Source organism: Paenarthrobacter sp. CCNWLY172 (assembly GCF_037402035.1).
Taxonomy (GTDB): Bacteria; Actinomycetota; Actinomycetes; order Actinomycetales; family Micrococcaceae; genus Arthrobacter.
Map to the genome: position 1 here is coordinate 1 of NZ_JBBEGB010000003.1, position 16,276 is coordinate 16,276.

General features: G+C 63.1%; 19 protein-coding genes. 10 read left to right on the forward strand and 9 right to left on the reverse strand.

Features of this window, described 5'->3' with window-relative positions; all coding sequences use genetic code 11:
* Positions 1 to 139: 139 nt before the first annotated feature.
* Positions 140 to 1,195 carry a UDP-glucose 4-epimerase GalE gene (gene galE / locus WBN73_RS04850; RefSeq protein WP_207594113.1) on the reverse strand — a complete coding sequence of 352 codons (1,056 nt, stop codon included), beginning with the start codon at positions 1,193 to 1,195 and terminating at the stop codon, positions 140 to 142.
* A gap of 80 nt (positions 1,196 to 1,275) precedes the next feature.
* On the opposite strand from galE, the gene WBN73_RS04855 reads away from it, so the two are divergent.
* Positions 1,276 to 1,902 (forward strand): TetR/AcrR family transcriptional regulator, encoded by a 627-nt coding sequence (locus tag WBN73_RS04855; protein WP_337339797.1) that lies wholly within the window; start codon positions 1,276 to 1,278, stop codon positions 1,900 to 1,902.
* A gap of 114 nt (positions 1,903 to 2,016) precedes the next feature.
* The gene (locus WBN73_RS04860) at positions 2,017 to 2,628 is read left to right on the forward strand and encodes a hypothetical protein (protein ID WP_207594111.1); all 612 of its coding nucleotides are present in this window, start codon (positions 2,017 to 2,019) and stop codon (positions 2,626 to 2,628) included.
* Between the two features lie 7 nt (positions 2,629 to 2,635).
* On the opposite strand, the gene WBN73_RS04865 is transcribed toward WBN73_RS04860, so the two are convergent.
* Positions 2,636 to 3,478 carry a hypothetical protein gene (locus tag WBN73_RS04865; protein ID WP_337339796.1) on the reverse strand — a complete coding sequence of 281 codons (843 nt, stop codon included), beginning with the start codon at positions 3,476 to 3,478 and terminating at the stop codon, positions 2,636 to 2,638.
* A 13-nt stretch (positions 3,479 to 3,491) separates the two neighbouring features.
* Positions 3,492 to 4,517 carry a 2,3,4,5-tetrahydropyridine-2,6-dicarboxylate N-succinyltransferase gene (gene dapD, locus WBN73_RS04870; RefSeq protein WP_207594109.1) on the reverse strand — a complete coding sequence of 342 codons (1,026 nt, stop codon included), beginning with the start codon at positions 4,515 to 4,517 and terminating at the stop codon, positions 3,492 to 3,494.
* Between the two features lie 85 nt (positions 4,518 to 4,602).
* Here dapD and dapE point away from each other — a divergent pair, with 85 nt between their 5' ends.
* Positions 4,603 to 5,727: a succinyl-diaminopimelate desuccinylase gene (gene dapE, locus WBN73_RS04875; protein WP_207594108.1), complete on the forward strand. Its 1,125-nt coding sequence runs from the start codon at positions 4,603 to 4,605 to the stop codon at positions 5,725 to 5,727.
* A 74-nt stretch (positions 5,728 to 5,801) separates the two neighbouring features.
* On the opposite strand, the gene WBN73_RS04880 is transcribed toward dapE, so the two are convergent.
* From WBN73_RS04880 to WBN73_RS04895, 4 genes are all read right to left on the reverse strand, one after another.
* A complete protein-coding gene (locus WBN73_RS04880) occupies positions 5,802 to 6,695 on the reverse strand; it encodes an amino acid ABC transporter permease (protein ID WP_337339795.1) in 894 nt (297 codons plus the stop codon).
* A complete protein-coding gene (locus WBN73_RS04885; protein WP_280623179.1) occupies positions 6,692 to 7,342 on the reverse strand; it encodes an amino acid ABC transporter permease in 651 nt (216 codons plus the stop codon). The genes WBN73_RS04880 and WBN73_RS04885 overlap by 4 nt, the downstream gene beginning before the upstream one ends.
* Positions 7,343 to 7,434: 92 nt before the next feature.
* A complete protein-coding gene (locus tag WBN73_RS04890; protein ID WP_207594106.1) occupies positions 7,435 to 8,310 on the reverse strand; it encodes a glutamate ABC transporter substrate-binding protein in 876 nt (291 codons plus the stop codon).
* Between the two features lie 75 nt (positions 8,311 to 8,385).
* On the reverse strand, positions 8,386 to 9,141 hold the full coding sequence (locus tag WBN73_RS04895) for an amino acid ABC transporter ATP-binding protein (protein ID WP_026539964.1): 756 nt from the start codon (positions 9,139 to 9,141) through the stop codon (positions 8,386 to 8,388).
* Positions 9,142 to 9,304: 163 nt separating this feature from the next.
* On the opposite strand from WBN73_RS04895, the gene WBN73_RS04900 reads away from it, so the two are divergent.
* The 4 genes from WBN73_RS04900 (at position 9,305) to WBN73_RS04915 (ending at position 12,192) form a co-directional block, all read left to right on the forward strand.
* On the forward strand, positions 9,305 to 10,144 hold the full coding sequence (locus WBN73_RS04900; RefSeq protein ID WP_207594105.1) for a TIGR00730 family Rossman fold protein: 840 nt from the start codon (positions 9,305 to 9,307) through the stop codon (positions 10,142 to 10,144).
* A 26-nt stretch (positions 10,145 to 10,170) separates the two neighbouring features.
* Positions 10,171 to 10,503, forward strand: coding sequence for a DivIVA domain-containing protein (locus tag WBN73_RS04905; RefSeq protein WP_207594104.1), 333 nt, complete (start codon positions 10,171 to 10,173; stop codon positions 10,501 to 10,503).
* A gap of 77 nt (positions 10,504 to 10,580) precedes the next feature.
* Positions 10,581 to 11,798, forward strand: coding sequence for a hypothetical protein (locus WBN73_RS04910; protein ID WP_337339805.1), 1,218 nt, complete (start codon positions 10,581 to 10,583; stop codon positions 11,796 to 11,798).
* A 226-nt stretch (positions 11,799 to 12,024) separates the two neighbouring features.
* Positions 12,025 to 12,192 carry a DUF3117 domain-containing protein gene (locus WBN73_RS04915; protein ID WP_089595685.1) on the forward strand — a complete coding sequence of 56 codons (168 nt, stop codon included), beginning with the start codon at positions 12,025 to 12,027 and terminating at the stop codon, positions 12,190 to 12,192.
* A gap of 63 nt (positions 12,193 to 12,255) precedes the next feature.
* On the opposite strand, the gene WBN73_RS04920 is transcribed toward WBN73_RS04915, so the two are convergent.
* The gene (locus WBN73_RS04920) at positions 12,256 to 12,888 is read right to left on the reverse strand and encodes an O-methyltransferase (protein ID WP_026539968.1); all 633 of its coding nucleotides are present in this window, start codon (positions 12,886 to 12,888) and stop codon (positions 12,256 to 12,258) included.
* Between the two features lie 238 nt (positions 12,889 to 13,126).
* Between WBN73_RS04920 and sigE the strand changes: the two genes are divergently transcribed.
* From sigE to WBN73_RS04935, 3 genes are read left to right on the forward strand one after another with little or no spacing between them, the layout of a single operon-like run.
* Positions 13,127 to 13,750 (forward strand): RNA polymerase sigma factor SigE, encoded by a 624-nt coding sequence (gene sigE / locus WBN73_RS04925; RefSeq protein WP_207594103.1) that lies wholly within the window; start codon positions 13,127 to 13,129, stop codon positions 13,748 to 13,750.
* 7 nt (positions 13,751 to 13,757) lie between these two features.
* The gene (locus tag WBN73_RS04930) at positions 13,758 to 14,672 is read left to right on the forward strand and encodes a hypothetical protein (protein ID WP_280623178.1); all 915 of its coding nucleotides are present in this window, start codon (positions 13,758 to 13,760) and stop codon (positions 14,670 to 14,672) included.
* Positions 14,673 to 14,703: 31 nt separating this feature from the next.
* Positions 14,704 to 15,108, forward strand: coding sequence for a Sec-independent protein translocase TatB (locus WBN73_RS04935; RefSeq protein WP_207594102.1), 405 nt, complete (start codon positions 14,704 to 14,706; stop codon positions 15,106 to 15,108).
* Positions 15,109 to 15,144: 36 nt separating this feature from the next.
* Here WBN73_RS04935 and WBN73_RS04940 read toward each other — a convergent pair whose 3' ends face one another.
* Positions 15,145 to 16,272, reverse strand: a complete 1,128-nt coding sequence (locus WBN73_RS04940) for an Mrp/NBP35 family ATP-binding protein (protein WP_207594101.1) — start codon at positions 16,270 to 16,272, stop codon at positions 15,145 to 15,147.
* Positions 16,273 to 16,276: the final 4 nt, after the last annotated feature.

Sequence of the window (16,276 nt, forward strand, 5' to 3'; positions counted from 1 at the left end):
AACCCCAGCCGAGCGCCTACGTGATTTACTACTAACCACCTAACCAACAGGTGTTGCAACGACTCCTAGAAACCGCCCGCGAGGTGGGCGGCCGCCGTCGTTGGTTACCGGGGCGTTGGTCGCCTCAGCGGTTGGTCGCCTAAGCGCCGGACGCCTGGGCGTTGCCGGCTGCGGCAGGCTCGGCGGCGTTGTACCCGTAGGGGTTGTTCTTCTGCCAGCGCCAATGGTCCTCGCACATTTGGTCCACGTTCTTGGTGGTGGACCAGCCGAGGTCGGCCAGGGCGGAGGAAGCGTCGGCCCAGAATGCGGGGAGGTCGCCGGCACGGCGGCCAGTGATCTCGTACGGAATCGGCTGGCCGACGGCCTTCTCAAAGGAGCGCAGCACTTCCAGTACTGAGGAGCCGCGGCCGGAGCCAAGGTTCCAGCGCCGGACGCCCGGGCGCCCAGCGATATAGTTCAGGGCTGCTACGTGGCCGTCGGCCAGGTCCACCACGTGGATGTAGTCGCGCTGTGCCGTGCCGTCGGGGGTGTCATAGTCCCCGCCGAAGACCATGAGCTTCTCGCGGCGTCCCACGGCCACCTGGGCGATGAACGGCACGAGGTTGTTGGGAATCCCCTGGGGGTCCTCGCCGATGCGGCCTGACGGGTGTGCGCCCACAGGGTTGAAATAGCGCAGCAGTGCGATATGCCAGCGGTCGTCCGCGTTGCCCAGGTCCGAGAGGATGTCCTCGATCTGTTCCTTGGTGCGGCCGTACGGGTTGTTGGCACCGATTTCCATCTTCTCGATGTACGGAATGGGGTTGTGCTCGCCGTACACCGTGGCTGAAGAGCTGAAGACGATGGAGCGCACATTGTGCTTGTCCATGGCGCGGAGCAGGTTCAGGGTGCCAACGATGTTGTTGTAGTAGTAGGCGAGGGGCTCCTGGACGGACTCTCCTACTGCCTTCAAGCCAGCGAAGTGGATCACGGCGTCGATCTGGTGCTGGTCGAACACGGCCTCAACTGCGGGCTCATCCACCAGGTCAACCTTGTGGAACGCGGCGGTCTTGCCGGTGAGCTCCGAAACCCGGCGGAGGGATTCTTCGCTGGAGTTCACGAGGTTATCAAGCACGACGACGTCGTGGCCGGCTTCCTGAAGGGACAAAACGGTGTGGGAACCGATGTAGCCGGTGCCACCCGTGACAAGAATTTTCATGGTCTCTACGCTAGCGGAAATTGGAGCCACGCCGCTCTGTGTTGAGCGGTGTTGAAGCACGTTCGTGCTAAAAACTACTGGTGCCCAAAATTGTTGATGCCGAAGCCCGGCGCCAGGAAGTTGTCCAAGCCGTGTTCCGGATCATTGCCAGCGATGGCTTGGAACGGGCATCGCTCAGGGAAGTAGCGGATGAGGCCGGACTGGCAGTGGGCTCTGTCCGGCACTATTTTGCCAGCAGCGACGACCTCCTGGTGTTTTCCTTTGGTGCTGTGATTGACCGGATCGCGGGGCGGCTTGAATCATCAATGGCAGCTGTCGAGCAAGAGGCGCCGGGCAGTCCGGAACAGCAAGCTGCAGTATTGAACCTTCTGGGCCAATTCCTGCCTCTGGACGAGGAACTCGCGGTGGATGCGTGCGTATGGATGGCGTTCAGGCACGCAGCCCGTATCAAGCCCGTCCTCGCAGCCGAAGCCGGGCGCAGCCACCGCACTGTAGCGGCCGTCGTCGGGCGTTTGATCATGCACCTGAGCCCCGGGGGAGCCGCGGCCCAACAAACCCTCGTCACGGAGGCGGAGCGGCTCCTGGCAACCATGGACGGCTTGTGCATGCACGCGCTGTTGCAGCCCGAATGGATGACGGCCGAGATGTGCAGCGACGTCCTCACCGCCCATCTGGGATCCCTGGCCGGGATGCCCGCTGCCCACTAAAGGGCTTCTCCGGCAACCAGTGCCGCCACAAGGCAAATGCCCCACGCCCCTACCGTCCAGACCCAACGGGAATAGACTGGGAGATGTCGGGAACCTGCCAAGGGAGGAATTCGGATGCACGAGTCAGGCGGCCCGGGATGGCGCATCACCATGGACACGTCCGGGCCGATGCTCATCGCCCTGTACCTGCGGGACGTCGCCGGACTGGATGGTGCCGGCAAACCCAGCCTGTCCCACGCAGCCCCCAAAGTCCGGCATGCCGACCACAGCCACCTGACCTCCGACGTCGGGGGTATCCACGCCCTCAAGACCGAGTGGGAAGCCTGGTGGGAAAGCCTGGTGAAGTCCTACCCCAAGCCCGCCTCGGAACTGGCGCCACCCAGCTTTAAGGCCTTCGGCAACTCGCCGGCACTTCAACGTGTCCTACAGGCCCACTTCGGCTCGGCTTTGGGATGGGCCACTGACAGGATCGACGAGTACGCCGACCTCGAAGCTGCCCGTGAAGCCAACGGTGTGACCCAGGTCCTCAACGAGATGGTGGAAGACAGGCTGCTGGAAGTCGGGCGCAGTTCCCGCGACTTCGAATTGACCATCATTGAGCTCCCCTTGAACGAACCACGTGCGTGGTATCTGGAACCCAGCACGATGATTATGAGCCACAGGCTGTTGGCCGAGCCCGACGTCTTCCGGAGCTACGTCCAGCCGGTGGTGGAGATCCTCGCCTGAGAAAAACTCAGGTGGCAGGGGCTGAGACGGTGATGGTGACCGCTCCGGAGGGTGCCGGCGAGGCTTGCCATCCGTCACGCTTCTCCCGGTTCCAGGCCCGGCCGCCTACATCCACCTGGGTGATGGACAGCGTCTTGGCGTTCGCCACGGCCCAGTGGGCGACGGCCCATGCCTGCGTCCCCGTGATGTCCAGCTGCACCGAGCGCCCCTGAACGGTGGCCGCTTGGGTGCCGAACGCCGTCGTGAGTTCATCGATGACGGCGGCAGGGTCACCGGCCGCTTCGGGCATGCGCAGTTCGCAGTTCAACGCCGCCTCGGAATGTCCTGTAAGTGCAGAAGCGAAGGCCCTGCCCATGCCTTCGTGCTGCGCGTAGGCGCGGGGGAAGGCCGATCGTTGGACCGCTTGGGCGGCCTGGGTGATCTCCATTGACTCGTAGCCGGGGACTTTGACCAAGCCGTCAAAGAACGCATTGGCGGCGTAGACGGGGTCCATGACTTGAGCCTCAGTGCCCCAGCCCTGCGAGGGCCGCTGCTGGAAGAGCCCGCGGGAGTCGGGACCGGCGTCGTCGCCGTAGTTGATGTTCCGCATCCGGGATTCCTGCATGGCTGTGGCGAGGGCAATGCTCGCAGCCCGGGGAGGCAGCCCACGCTGGACGGAAATGGCGGTGATGAGGGAAGCATTCGCTGCCTGGTCCGTGGCGAGCTCGTGGCTTTCAGAGCCGACGACGGCGACGCAGCGCTCCGTGACCAAGGTCTCGGAGCGCTGCAGCACAGCAACGATCGCGTAGATGGCACCTGCTACGAGGGCCAAAGCCAGCACCGCAACGATGGCGCGGCGGAACCGGCGCACGGATGTCCTCCTGCTAGTTGGCGTGAAGGGCCTCGTTGAGCTCCACCGTCTGGCCCTTGCGCGGAAGAACTTCCACGCCGCCCGTGGTGGAGTTGCGGCGGAACAGCAGGTTGGGGACCCCGGAGAGCTCCACGGCCTTGATGATCTTGCTGGTGTCCTCGCCGTTCTCGTCCTTGGGACCCGGAACGCGGACGCGGGTACCGGCGGTGACGTACAGCCCGGCCTCCACCACGGAGTCATCACCGATGCTGATGCCAACGCCGGAGTTGGCACCGAGGAGGACACGCTCGCCCAGGGCGATCTTTTCCTTGCCGCCACCGGAGAGCGTTCCCATGATGGACGCTCCACCGCCAACATCAGTGCCGTCACCGGCCACGACGCCGGCAGAGATACGGCCTTCCACCATGGAAGTGCCCAGGGTGCCGGCGTTGAAGTTCACGAAGCCCTCGTGCATCACGGTGGTGCCTTCTGCCAGGTGTGCACCCAAGCGGACGCGGTCGGCGTCGGCAATGCGCACACCGGTGGGGACAACGTAGTCAACCATCCGCGGGAACTTGTCCACGCCGTAAACCACAACGTTGCCGCGCTTGCGAAGACGGGCGCGGGTCAGTTCGAAGCCGTCCACGGCTGCCGGACCGAAGTTGGTCCACACCACGTTGGGAAGCTTGCCGAAGACGCCGTCCAGGTTGATGCTGTTCGGCTTGACCAGGCGGTGCGAGAGGAGGTGCAGGCGGAGGTACGCGTCGGCGGTGTCTGCCGGGGCGGCGTCGAGGTCGATCTGGGCGAAAACCACTTTCTGTTCCGTACCGCGGTCGGTGTCCTTGCCGTCGTTGGCCAGTGCAGTGAGCGCGGGATCGGCGTTCTCAACGTCGCGCAGGGTCTCGGCGGCAACGCCCAATGCGGGAGCCGGGTACCAGACATCCAGCACGGTTGCTTCCCCGGAAGCCGAGGTAGCGATGGTGGCGAGGCCGAATCCGTAGGCTGATCGGAGGTTGGCGGGCGCGTCGGTGGGCACAGCAGAGGAAGCAGTTTCAGTCATGGGGCAAGTGTATCCAGCACCCGGAGGTCGGTTAAAACCCGTCTCATGCCATAAAGGTCGCATTTGCGGGCATTAGGCTGGACGGGTGACCCTGAATCCAGCCCCCGCCCTCCTCGACCTGCGCCAGGACGTTGCCCTGCTGACCGCCGCGATCATCGACTTCAACAGCGTGTCCGGCAATGAGACCGAGCTCGCCGACGCCGTCGAGTCCGCCTTGCGGGCCATACCCGCCTATACGGTGGTCCGCGACGGCGACGCCATCATTGCCCGGACCGAGCTTGGCCGTCCCGAACGGGTCATCCTGGCAGGACATCTGGACACCGTGCCCCTGCCCACCGTGGAGGGTTCGCTGGGCACCGTTCCAGCCACGTGGGAATCCGGCGTTCCGGGCGAAGGTGTGCTGTACGGCCGTGGGACGACGGACATGAAGGGTGGCGTCGCTGTGCAGCTGGCGCTCGCGGCGACCATGTTCGACGACGGCCGGGAACCGGACAAGGATGTCACCTTCGTTTTCTACGACCACGAGGAAGTCGAAGCCGTGAAGAGCGGCTTGGGCAGGTTGGTCCGCAACCACGGTGACCTGCTGCAGGGCGACTTCGCCATCCTGCTTGAGCCGACCCACGGCACGGTGGAAGGTGGATGCAACGGGACCAGCCGTTTTGAGGCCACTACCATCGGCGAAACGGCGCACTCAGCCCGCGCCTGGATGGGCATCAATGCCATCCACGGTGCTGCCCCCATTCTGGCGCGGCTCGCCGCCTACGAGCCGCAGACCATCAACGTGGACGGCCTCGATTACCGCGAGAGCCTGAACGCAGTAAAGATCAACGGCGGGACAGCCGGCAACGTCATCCCGGACCGGTGCGTGGTGGAGATCAACTACCGCTTCGCCCCGGACAAGTCGCCGGACCAGGCCGAGGCCCATGTCCGGGAACTCCTGGAAGGATTCGACGTCGTCCGTACCGACGCTGCTGCCGGCGCCAGGCCCGGTCTGAACCATCCCGCTGCCGCGTCCTTCGTGGCCGCAGTCGGTGCCGAGCCCAAGCCCAAATACGGCTGGACCGACGTCGCGCGTTTCAGCGAGCTGGGAATCCCGGCGGTGAACTTCGGACCCGGCGACCCGCTGCTGGCACATAAGGACAACGAACACGTCGACGCCGATGCCATCCGTGAGTGCCTGCGGGCACTCAGGACGTGGCTGGCGCCGTAGTTTAGGAGCTTCCCCGCAGCATAAAGAAGGTCCGCAGCCTGGTGGCTGCGGACCTTCTTTGAGTTGGTGCAGGACTACGCCTTGTTGGGGCCTTCGATGGAATCCTTGGCGATGGGGTCGTTACCGCCCACCACGAGCCCGGTCCGGAGACTGGGCGGAGCCACGCCGCCGGCGGCCTTCTTGGAACCGCGGCGCTCAATCATGATCGCGATCCGTGACACGGTCAGGTTGATCAGGATGTAGATGGCCGCGCCGACGAAGAAGGCCGGGAACAGGAAGTCCGGACCCAGGAAGTCGGCCATGATCTGGATCTTCCGCAGCAGTTCCTCATAGCCCACGATGTAGCCAAGCGAGGTGTCCTTGAGCAGGACCACCAGCTGGGCGACCAGCGATGGCAGCATCCGGCGGACAGCTTGCGGGAACTCGATGGACATCCGCGACTGGAAGCTCCGCAGGCCTATGGCCAGTCCGGCTTCGCGTTGACCCTTGGGCAGTGACTGGATGCCCGCGCGGAGGATTTCGGCAAAGATGGCGGCGTTGTAGAGGACCAGGCCCACGACGACGGCCTGGAACTGTTCCGTGGCGAAGACCAGCAGGACAAACAACATCATGAGGACCACGGGCATGCCGCGGAGGAACTCAAGGACCACCTGGGTGGGGATGCGGATCCAGGCGATCAGGGAGATCCTCAGCAGGCAGAGAGCAATGCCCAGAGGGAAGGCGATGATTGCCGCGACCGCGGCTGCAGCCAGCGTCGAGAGGATGCCTTGGCCGATCAGGCTCCAGACATCCGGGGCCAGGGGACCGTAGAAGATTTCCCAGCGGTCTGCATCGAAGATGCCCTGCTGCGCCAGCGTCGTGACGGCGATGGCAAGGACACCAAGGATGATCAGGATTCCGGCTGCGGATCCCAGGAGCGAGTAAAGGCGGGCCTTGGGCCCGGGGACGTCGTACAGGACCGAGGTCATCGGGCAATCGCCACCTTTCGTTCAACAAAGTGCGCCAGAAGACCCAAGGGCACCGTGATCAGGAGGTAGAAGAAGGCCACCCCGAGCAGGATCCACAGGACTTGGTCACCGTAGTCGTTGGAGAGCTGGCGGCCGTAACCGAAAAGCTCGAGGACGAAGAACGCGCCGGCCACCGAAGAGTTTTTGACCAAGGCGATCAGGATGTTGATCAACGGGGGGACGACGGTACGGACGGCCTGGGGAAGGACAATGAAGCCCAGGACCTGGGTAAAGGTCATGCCGATGCTGCGGGCAGCTTCTGCTTGGCCCACGGGCACGCTGTTGACACCGGAACGGACTGCTTCGGCGATGAAGGCTGCCGTGTAGCTGCTCAGCGCGATGATGGCGGCCACTTCGAATTGCTCGAACTTGACGCCCAGCCGGGGGAGAACGATGGCTGCGAAGAAGAAAATGATGGTCAACGGGGTGTTACGCGCGACTTCAACATAGAACATGCTGAAACCGCGGAGTGCAGCCACGGGGGAGACCCTCATGGCCGCCAGGAGTGTGCCGACAACGAGGGCAATGATTCCTGAAATGACGGAAAGATAAAGGGTCCGGAGAAATCCGTCCCAGTATTCGGGGAGGCTTGCTATGACGGCGTCCATGGCTTCCTTTGGCTGCAGCTAATCAGGGAACAGGGTCCTGGAGTCGTCAACTGCCGCCGTCCGGTTGGGCGACGGCAGTCAACGGATCCCGACTAGTAGCGGTTGATCGCAGGAAGTTCAGGAGTGGTCTTGATGACCTTGCCTGCAGTGGCTTCCCAAGCCTTCTTGTAGTCGCCGTCCTTCTGGAATGCCTCGAGCTGGTCGTTGATCCAGTTGCGGAAGACGGTGTCGTCCTTCTTCAGGCCGATGCCGTAAGGCTCCTTGGTGAAGGTCTCATCCGAAGCGAGCTTGAAGGCATCCGGTTCCTTGTCCACGTAGCCGGCGAGGATCACGTTGTCCGTGGTTACTGCAACAACCTGCTTGTTGCGCAGCGGCTCCAGGCAAGCGGTGTACGTGGCAGCCGGAACAACCTCGGCGTTGTACTTTTCGGCGATGGTCTTTGCCGGGGTGGAGCCCGTGACGGAGCAGACCTTCTTGCCGGCGACATCTTCAGGCTTGGTGATGGAGGTGTCGTCCTTGTTCACCAGGAGTGCCTGGCCCGCTTCGTAGTACGGTCCGGCGAAGGCAACCTTTTCCTTCCGGGCATCGTTGATGGTGTAGGTGGCGATGACCAAGTCAACGCGGCCCTGCTCGATGAACGATTCGCGGTTCTGGGAGACAGTCTCTACCCATTCGATCTTGTCAGCGGGAATACCCAGCTTGGCAGCGATCGCCTTGCCCATTTCGACGTCGAAACCGACAGGCTTGCCATCCAGGCCCTTCTGGCCGAACAGCGGCTGGTCAAACTTGGTGCCGATGGTGATCTTCTGGGCCTTGTTCAGCTTCTCCATGGTGGTGCCGGCCTCGAAGGTCGCCGAAGCAACCGGGGGAGTGGTGGTGGTGCCGCCGCCACATGCGCTCAGCGACAGGGCGAGGGCTGCGGAAGCGGCCACCAGGAGTGATTTCCTCCGGGTAATGAAAGCCTTCATGACATTCCTTTCATAGATTGGCCGTCTTACGGCCTGGGTGCGGTCTCTAACGGCCTGGGTGCGGGCGGTCAAGAGCTAGTGGGTCAAAAGCTTGGACAGGAAGTCCTTGGCTCGGGTGCTCTTCGGGTTGGTGAAGAATTCCTCGGGAGTAGCGTCTTCCACAATCTGGCCGTCAGCCATGAACACCACACGATCGGCAGCCTTGCGGGCAAAGCCCATCTCGTGGGTGACCACGATCATGGTCATGCCTTCTTTTGCCAACTGGATCATGACGTCAAGGACTTCGTTGATCATTTCGGGGTCCAACGCGGACGTCGGCTCGTCGAACAACATGACCTTAGGCTTCATGGCAAGAGCACGTGCGATGGCAACACGCTGTTGCTGGCCACCGGAGAGCTGGGCAGGAAGCTTGGGAGCCTGGTGCCCAACGCCAACGCGCTCAAGGAGAGCCATGGCTTCCTTGTCGGCCGTGCCCTTGGCCACACCCTTGACCTTGATGGGACCCAACGTGACGTTCTCAAGAATCGTCTTGTGGGCGAACAGGTTGAAGGACTGGAAGACCATTCCGACGTCGGCACGCAGGTGTGCGAGGTCCTTGCCTTCTTCGGGAAGCTTCTTCCCGTCGATGGCGATGTCACCGTCGTCGATGGTTTCCAAACGGTTGATGGCACGGCAGAGTGTGGACTTACCGGAACCTGAGGGGCCGATTACCACTACCACCTCACCCTTCTTGACTTGAAGGTTGATGTCCTTGAGGACGTGCAGTTGACCGTAATGCTTGTTGACGCCATTCAGGGAGACGAGGGCATCGCCGGACGCTTGAGTAGTCATACGACGAATCTAGCGAACAAAGAAGCAAATATGACCACGGTCACGGCAACTTCCCCAAGATCGTGACTGAACAGAAACCTGCCCCACAGCGATATACCAGACTGCAATGCAAGAACCGGGTCGCAGCGACGGAGCAGGCAGCTGTAAGCGCTAGCCTTGGGCAATGAGCATCAGCCAGCACCCAGTACCCCACCCGGATGCCAACGGCCAGGTCAGGGCCAGTCATGTTCCCCTGCCCTCGGAGATCGCGCCGGCCAAGCACAAGGGCTCCTTGGAGCTTCGCCGTAAACAAGCGGATACGGGGATGTCTGACCAACATTTGCTGGATACGAGTGGCGCCGGACAGTTCATCCACACTGATCCTTGGCGTGTCCTGAGGATTCAGAGCGAATTCGTGGAGGGCTTCGGAGCGCTCGCTGACCTGGGCCCGGCCGTCAGCGTGTTCGGTTCCGCACGGACAAAGCCTGGGACCGAGTACTACGAAATGGCCGTGGACGTCGGACGCAAGCTCGCCGAAGCCGGCGTCGCAGTGATCACCGGTGGAGGTCCCGGTTCCATGGAAGCGGCCAACAAAGGTGCCGTGGAAGGCAACGGGGTCTCCGTAGGCCTGGGCATCGAACTGCCGTTCGAGCAAGGACTCAACCAGTGGGTGGACCTGGGCATCAACTTCCGGTATTTCTTCGCCCGTAAAACCATGTTCGTCAAGTACGCGCAGGGCTTCGTCGTCCTGCCCGGCGGCCTCGGGACTCTCGATGAGCTGTTCGAAGCCATGGTGTTGGTCCAGACCCGCAAGGTGACATCGTTCCCCATCGTGCTTCTGGGGGTCAGGTTCTGGGGGCCCATGATCGAGTGGATCCGGGAGACCCTGGTAGCGGAGGGAATGGTGTCCGAAAAGGACCTTGACCTGATCCAACTGGTGGATGACCCCGCGGACGCCGTGCACCGCGTTTTGCACGGGGCGCCGCTCCCTCCCACTCCCAACGGAAACCAGCGCCCGGAATAGCCGGCCGTTTCTGGCACGATGGACCTGTGAGCTTTTTCCTGGTGTTTCTCGCGATTGTCCTCATCGGCGCTGTGTTGTACCTCGGAGCCGGGATGGTCCGGGGACGCTCGATCGGCGCTGGCCTTGACGACCCCGTAGCCGGCCTGCCTCCGGTGGTGCTGCCGTCCAAGGCCAAGCCGTCCGACGTCGATTCCCTGCGTTTCGCCCTGGGGTTGAGGGGATACCGCATGGACCAGGTTGACCAGGTCCTTGATGACCTTCGGGACCAGTTGCATGCCAAAGACCAGGAGATCGAACGGCTCAGCGCGCAGGCGCAGCCGCGACTTGAGGACGGCGAACCGGGCCGGATCAAGCCGTGAGTCCACAGACCGGGAGCAAGGCCGGGCAAGGGCCCACGGAACGGATTTCGAACTCTGCCTCAGCCCTGGCCGCACGGATGTCGGTGTGGCCATGGTGGCTCCAGGTTTCCTTGCTCTTCGTGGTGGCCAGGCTCGTCAGCGCGTGTATCTTCATGGCCGCAGCCATCCACCAAGGCATCAACCCGTGGTTTCCGCCGGCGCCGGATTACTGGAACTTCATCACCATTTGGGACGGGCGCTGGTACCAGGAGGCGGCGGACAAGGGCTATCCTGCAGAGCTTCCCGTGGACGCCAACGGCGTCGTCAAGGAGAATGCCTGGGCGTTCTACGCACTGTTTCCCTTCCTGGGCCGGGGCTTGTCCGCCATCACCGGGATGGGGACTTTGCCCGCCCTCACGGCCATTGCAATGCTGGCTGGCCTCGGTGCGGCGCTGGTCATTTACCTGCTCTTCCGGGAGTTCGCGGGCCGGCGTACCGCCATGTGGGGCGTCATTTTCGTTTCCACTTTCCCTGTCTCCCCCATCCTGCAGGTCCCCTATGCCGAATCGCTGAACCTGCTGCTTCTGGCATCGTCACTGCTCCTTGTGGTCAGGCGCCACTACTTTACGGCCATTCCCGTGGTGCTCCTGATGTGCCTGTCCAGGCCCACCGGCGTGCCGTTTGCCGCCATGCTGGGGCTGCTGTTCCTGTGGCGGTTGTGGCAACGGTTCCGGGAGGCACCTATGGCGCTGCCGGCGGTTGGCACTGCTGGACATGCCGGCAAGGCAACGGACCCGACGTCGACGCGCAGCCTGGTATCACTGGCAGTCCTCGTGTTCGCCACGGGTCTTGCGGCCTTGGCATGGCCTGCCATTGCCTGGGCCGTGACAGGGGATCCGGCGGCCTACACCCGTACTGAAACGGCGTGGCGTGGTCACGACCTTGTTCCCTTCAAGCCCTGGTTTGATACTGGCCGGATGTTGTTCGGGCCGGTGCTGGGAGTGCTGGCTCCCTTCGTTTTCACCGGAGTGTTTGTGCTGGTGATGATGTCCAGGCCGGTCCGGGCCATTGGAATGGAGTTGCGGCTGTGGTGTGCCTGTTACATGGGCTATCTGCTGGTTTTCCTGCACCCGCAAACCAGCACCTTCCGTATGCTCCTGCCGCTGTTTCCGCTGGCGCTCGGTGCAGCCCTGCTGTCCAAATCCAAGGCGTACCGGGGAACCGTGGTGGCCATGTTCATCCTGCTCCAGATTGTCTGGGTGGTATGGCTGTGGGCGTGGGCCCAGCTGCCCGGGGGAGGCGACTATCCGCCCTGACGTGCAGCTTTGCCGGGAATGGCAATATGTACAAAGGCCGGACAAATGGCGTGCTGATTCGCTACGGACGGTTAAGTACGGGATAATGGACCAAGAGCAAGGATAAAGCACCTAAAAGTGCCCGGCCAAGGCGGCCTCCCAAGCGTTGCCGCCGGCTGCAATTGCGACGCGGATCCAGCCCGGCCGGGTTGGGCGTGACTTGGGACAAATGGAGGGGATTTTCCTAATGGCGGCGATGAAACCACGTACTGGCGACGGCCCGATGGAAGTGACCAAAGAGGGACGCAGCCTGATCATGCGTGTGCCGCTCGAAGGCGGGGGACGGCTTGTGGTCGAGCTCAACGCCGCTGAGGCGGAGAACCTCAAGGAATGCCTCGTAGGCGTGACTGGATAGATTTACCAAGCAGGGCCCGGCTGAGCCGGGGCCCTGCTTTTTGGTTTAAGGAAGGCTGGCGCCCTACCTCTTGACGGCCACCAGCAGTCCATCACCGGTGGGCAGCATCGCCGACGCCAGCCGATCGTCGTCGCGGATTGCCTTGCCGATCTGGCGGAGCACCACAGTGGTGGAATCGCGTGCGGCCGGGTTGGCCACCCGGTCCTTGTCCAGGGCGTCGTTGATCACCAGCGTGCCGCCGGACTTGAGGAGGCGGATGGCCTGTTCCACGTACTTGGGGAAGTTGGGCTTGTCGGCGTCGATAAAGACGAGGTCATAGGCCGAGTCCGTCAATCGCGGCAAGACGTCGGCCGCACGCCCTGAAATGGTACGGGTGCGGTTGGCAGGGCTGCCGGATTCCAGGAACGCTTCCCTGGCCGCTTTGAGGTGTTCAACGTCAACGTCGATGGTGGTCAGGACTGCCTGGGGGCTCAGTCCGCGGAGCAGGCAGACGCCGGACACTCCGGCTCCCGAGCCAACTTCGACCACTGTCTGTGCCTTGGAGGCGGCAGCGAGGACCGTGAGCACCGCGCCCACACCGGGGCTGATGGGTGTGACTCCAAGCTCGAAAGACCGCTCCCTGGCGCGCAACAAGACGTCATCCTCAGCAGGCAGATCTTCTGCATAGGACCAGCTGCTTGACTTGTCGGCACTCATGAAGGGTTTCGCTTTCCGCGGGTAGGGGTGTTTGTACCAAGACTACTGTGTTAGCACGCGTAAACCCGCTGTTGGGCAGCCGTCCTGCAGCTGTGTCCAGCCCCCTCTTCAGCCCTGCGGGAAAAACCTGCGCCAGTCAGGAAATTCCCAGACAACCTTGGGATGATAATGGTCCGATCATCCATGAGGTGGCCGGCGCCGAAGGATTCGGTGAACCACAGTTTGAGGGGAGTGGACGATGCCGGCATTGCATGCTGCGCCAGTCCAAACATCGGAAAGCATTGACGGCGTTGCCGACTGGGTCATGCCCAGCTGGGAGGAAGTGGTGGCCAACCACTCCGCCAAGGTATATCGCCTCGCCTATCGCCTGACAGGCAACAAGTTCGACGCCGAGGACCTCACCCAGGAGGTCTTTGTCCGGGTGTTCCGGTCGTTGGAGAATTTCAAGCCGGGAACATTGGACGGCTGGTTGCACCGCATTACCACCAACCTGTTCCTGGACCAGGCCCGGCGCAAGAGCAGGATCCGTTTCGATGCCCTGGCTGAGGATGCCGAGTCCCGCCTGCCCGGCCGCGAGCCCGGTCCGGAGCAGAGCTTCGAACACAACAACCTTGACCTGGATGTCCAGCGTGCATTGGAAGAACTGCCGCCGGACTTCCGCGCCGCCGTCGTGCTGTGCGATCTCGAAGGCCTTTCCTATGACGAGGTTGCAGAGGCGCTGGGCGTCAAGTTGGGAACCGTCAGGTCCCGTATCCACCGTGGCAGGACCATGCTGCGGGAGAAACTCGCCCACCGCGATCCCCGTCCGGCCGAGGCCCGCAAGCCGCGCCTGAAGATGCCGCGCATCGCAAGCATCCTTTAGGACGTCGATGCCTCGACATCCTCGTCGTCCGGGACTGTTGTCCCGGCGCAAACTGGCTGCCCTGCGCCATACCCGCAACCCGGACCATGTTCAGGTATGCGCCGATTGCAGTAACGCCCTTCGCCGGGAACGGCAGTACCTGGAACGTCTTCGGGGTGCTTCAGTGCCCGAAGCCAGCCAGGACCTTGCCGCACGGCTGATCCAGCATACTGAGCGCCTTGCCAACGAGACGGGCCAGGAATTTGCCGCCCGGACTTCCTCCAACGGCCTCCGCCGGGGACTTCGCGTCGCGGGCGTCGCAGCCGGCACCTTGGCTGTCAGCGCCGGTGCCCTGGGGGTGTCGGCGTACGTGGTGGCCGGTGACGACATCCCGCAGGTCCGTGCCGGAACCAGCGACGTCGGCGCCCTTGCCGGAGCGTGGACAGGGAACCCGGTGGAAAGCATGGCGGGACCTGTATTCCGGGCCGGCAGCACTGTCAGCTTGAGCTCTGCCCAGCTGGACGCTCTGCGGGAAGAAGGGTGGGCGTGCCCTGAGTTGGCGGGAATGGGCTTCACCGTGGTCTCGGCCCACGGCACTATGCACAACGGGCACCCGGCGGTGGAAATGAGGCTGGAAAGCAACGGCCACTACGCCATCATTGTGGAGGAGCATCTGCCGGCTGACCAGCCGGCCCAGGGACCAACGACGTCGGCACGGCTTTCTGTCACGCAGGGGAGCCCGTGGAAGGCCGTGTACACCATGCCCGCTGCAGTGATCAGTTATGCTTCGGACCTTCCCGCAGACACTGCGGATGACGCGGTACCTGAAATCGTCCGGGCAGGCGAATCCATGGCGGCTGATCAGCCCAGCGAAGGGGCCGAAGCCTGGTACGCGAGGCTGCTGCGCGGGCTCCAGACCCTTCTCCGACCCGCCGGTTTATGAGCGGCACCACAGACAAGGTAATCTTCGTAGCGTGCTTGGAATCAACGGCCCGGAGTTCGTACTCCTTCTGATTATCGGCGTACTCGTCATCGGTCCCAGCCGTTTGCCCGAATACACTCAAAAGCTTGCCAACCTGGTCAAGGAAGTCCGCCGGATGGCGTCGGGTGCCCGGGAGCAGATCAAGGAAGAAGTCGGCATCGATATCGATGACGTCGACTGGAAGAAATATGATCCCCGGCAATATGATCCCCGGCGCATCATCAAGGATGCACTGCTGGATGATGAGACCAAGCCCGTGAGCGCTGGAGCACCTGCCGTTGCCGCAACAGCTGCTGCTGCGGCTGCATCGGTGGAGACCAAGCCAAAGGCTCCCGCCCGGGTCATCGAGCGGCTGGCTGAGGGCGAAGCTGCCCCCTTCGATTCCGAAGCCACCTGACCCGTTTGATAGTGCCGCGCCCGCAAGCGCTAAGCGTCAGCGCGGTTCGATCCCCAGTGACAGGCCTGACAGTCCGCGGGGTCGTGAGGCCAAAGCCGAGGCCACGTCCTGCATAGCCTTCGCGGCCGCAGTTTCGGGGGCAGCCAGGACCACGGGTTTCCCGGCGTCACCGCCTTCCCGCAGCCGGATATCCAAGGGAATCTGGCCCAACAAAGGAACCTCGCTGCCAACGGCAGCGCTCAGCCGCCCGGCCAGGATAGCGCCGCCGCCACTTCCGAATAATTCCATCCTGCCGCCGTCGGGCATTTCCAGGAATGACATGTTCTCGATGACGCCGGCCACTTTCTGGCCCGTCTGGGTGGCGATCGTTCCAGCGCGCTCGGCGACGTCCGCGGCAGCAGCTTGCGGCGTGGTTACCACCAAAATCTCGGCATTGGGGAGCAGCTGGGCCACGGAAATGGCGATGTCGCCTGTGCCGGGTGGCAGATCGAGGAACAGGGCATCGAGGTCGCCAAAATAGACGTCCGTGAGGAATTGTTCCAAGGCCCTGTGCAGCATGGGACCGCGCCAGGCTACCGGCTGGTTGCCTGCTACGAACATGCCAATGGAGATGACCTTCACGCCGTAGGCCACCGGCGGCAGGATCATGTCATCCACCTGGGTGGGCTTTTGGGTGATACCCATCAAAGCGGGCACTGAGAAGCCGTGGACATCGGCATCAACGATGCCTACCCGAAGACCCTGCGCGGCCAATGCGCAGGCCAAATTGACGGTGACCGAGGACTTCCCCACACCGCCTTTTCCGCTGGCTACGGCGTAGACCTTGGTCAGGGAGCCCGGCTTGGTGAAGGGTATGCCGCGCTGGCCGCCTGGACCGCGGAGCTGTTCCTTGAGCGCTTCACGCTGTGCCGGGGACATGACTTTCAGCTCCACGTCCACGGACGTGACGCCCTCCACCTGCGACAAAGCCGCAGAGGCGTCCTGAGTGATGGTTTCGCGAAGGGGGCAGCCGGCAATAGTCAAAAGGACGGCGACACGGACTGTGCCGGCGTCGTCGCAAGACACCGATTCCACCATTCCGAGCTCCGTGATGGGGCGGCGGAGTTCGGGATCGATGACTGTAGCCAGGGCAGCATGCAGCGCCTCGGCAGATGCGGTGCTCATAGGG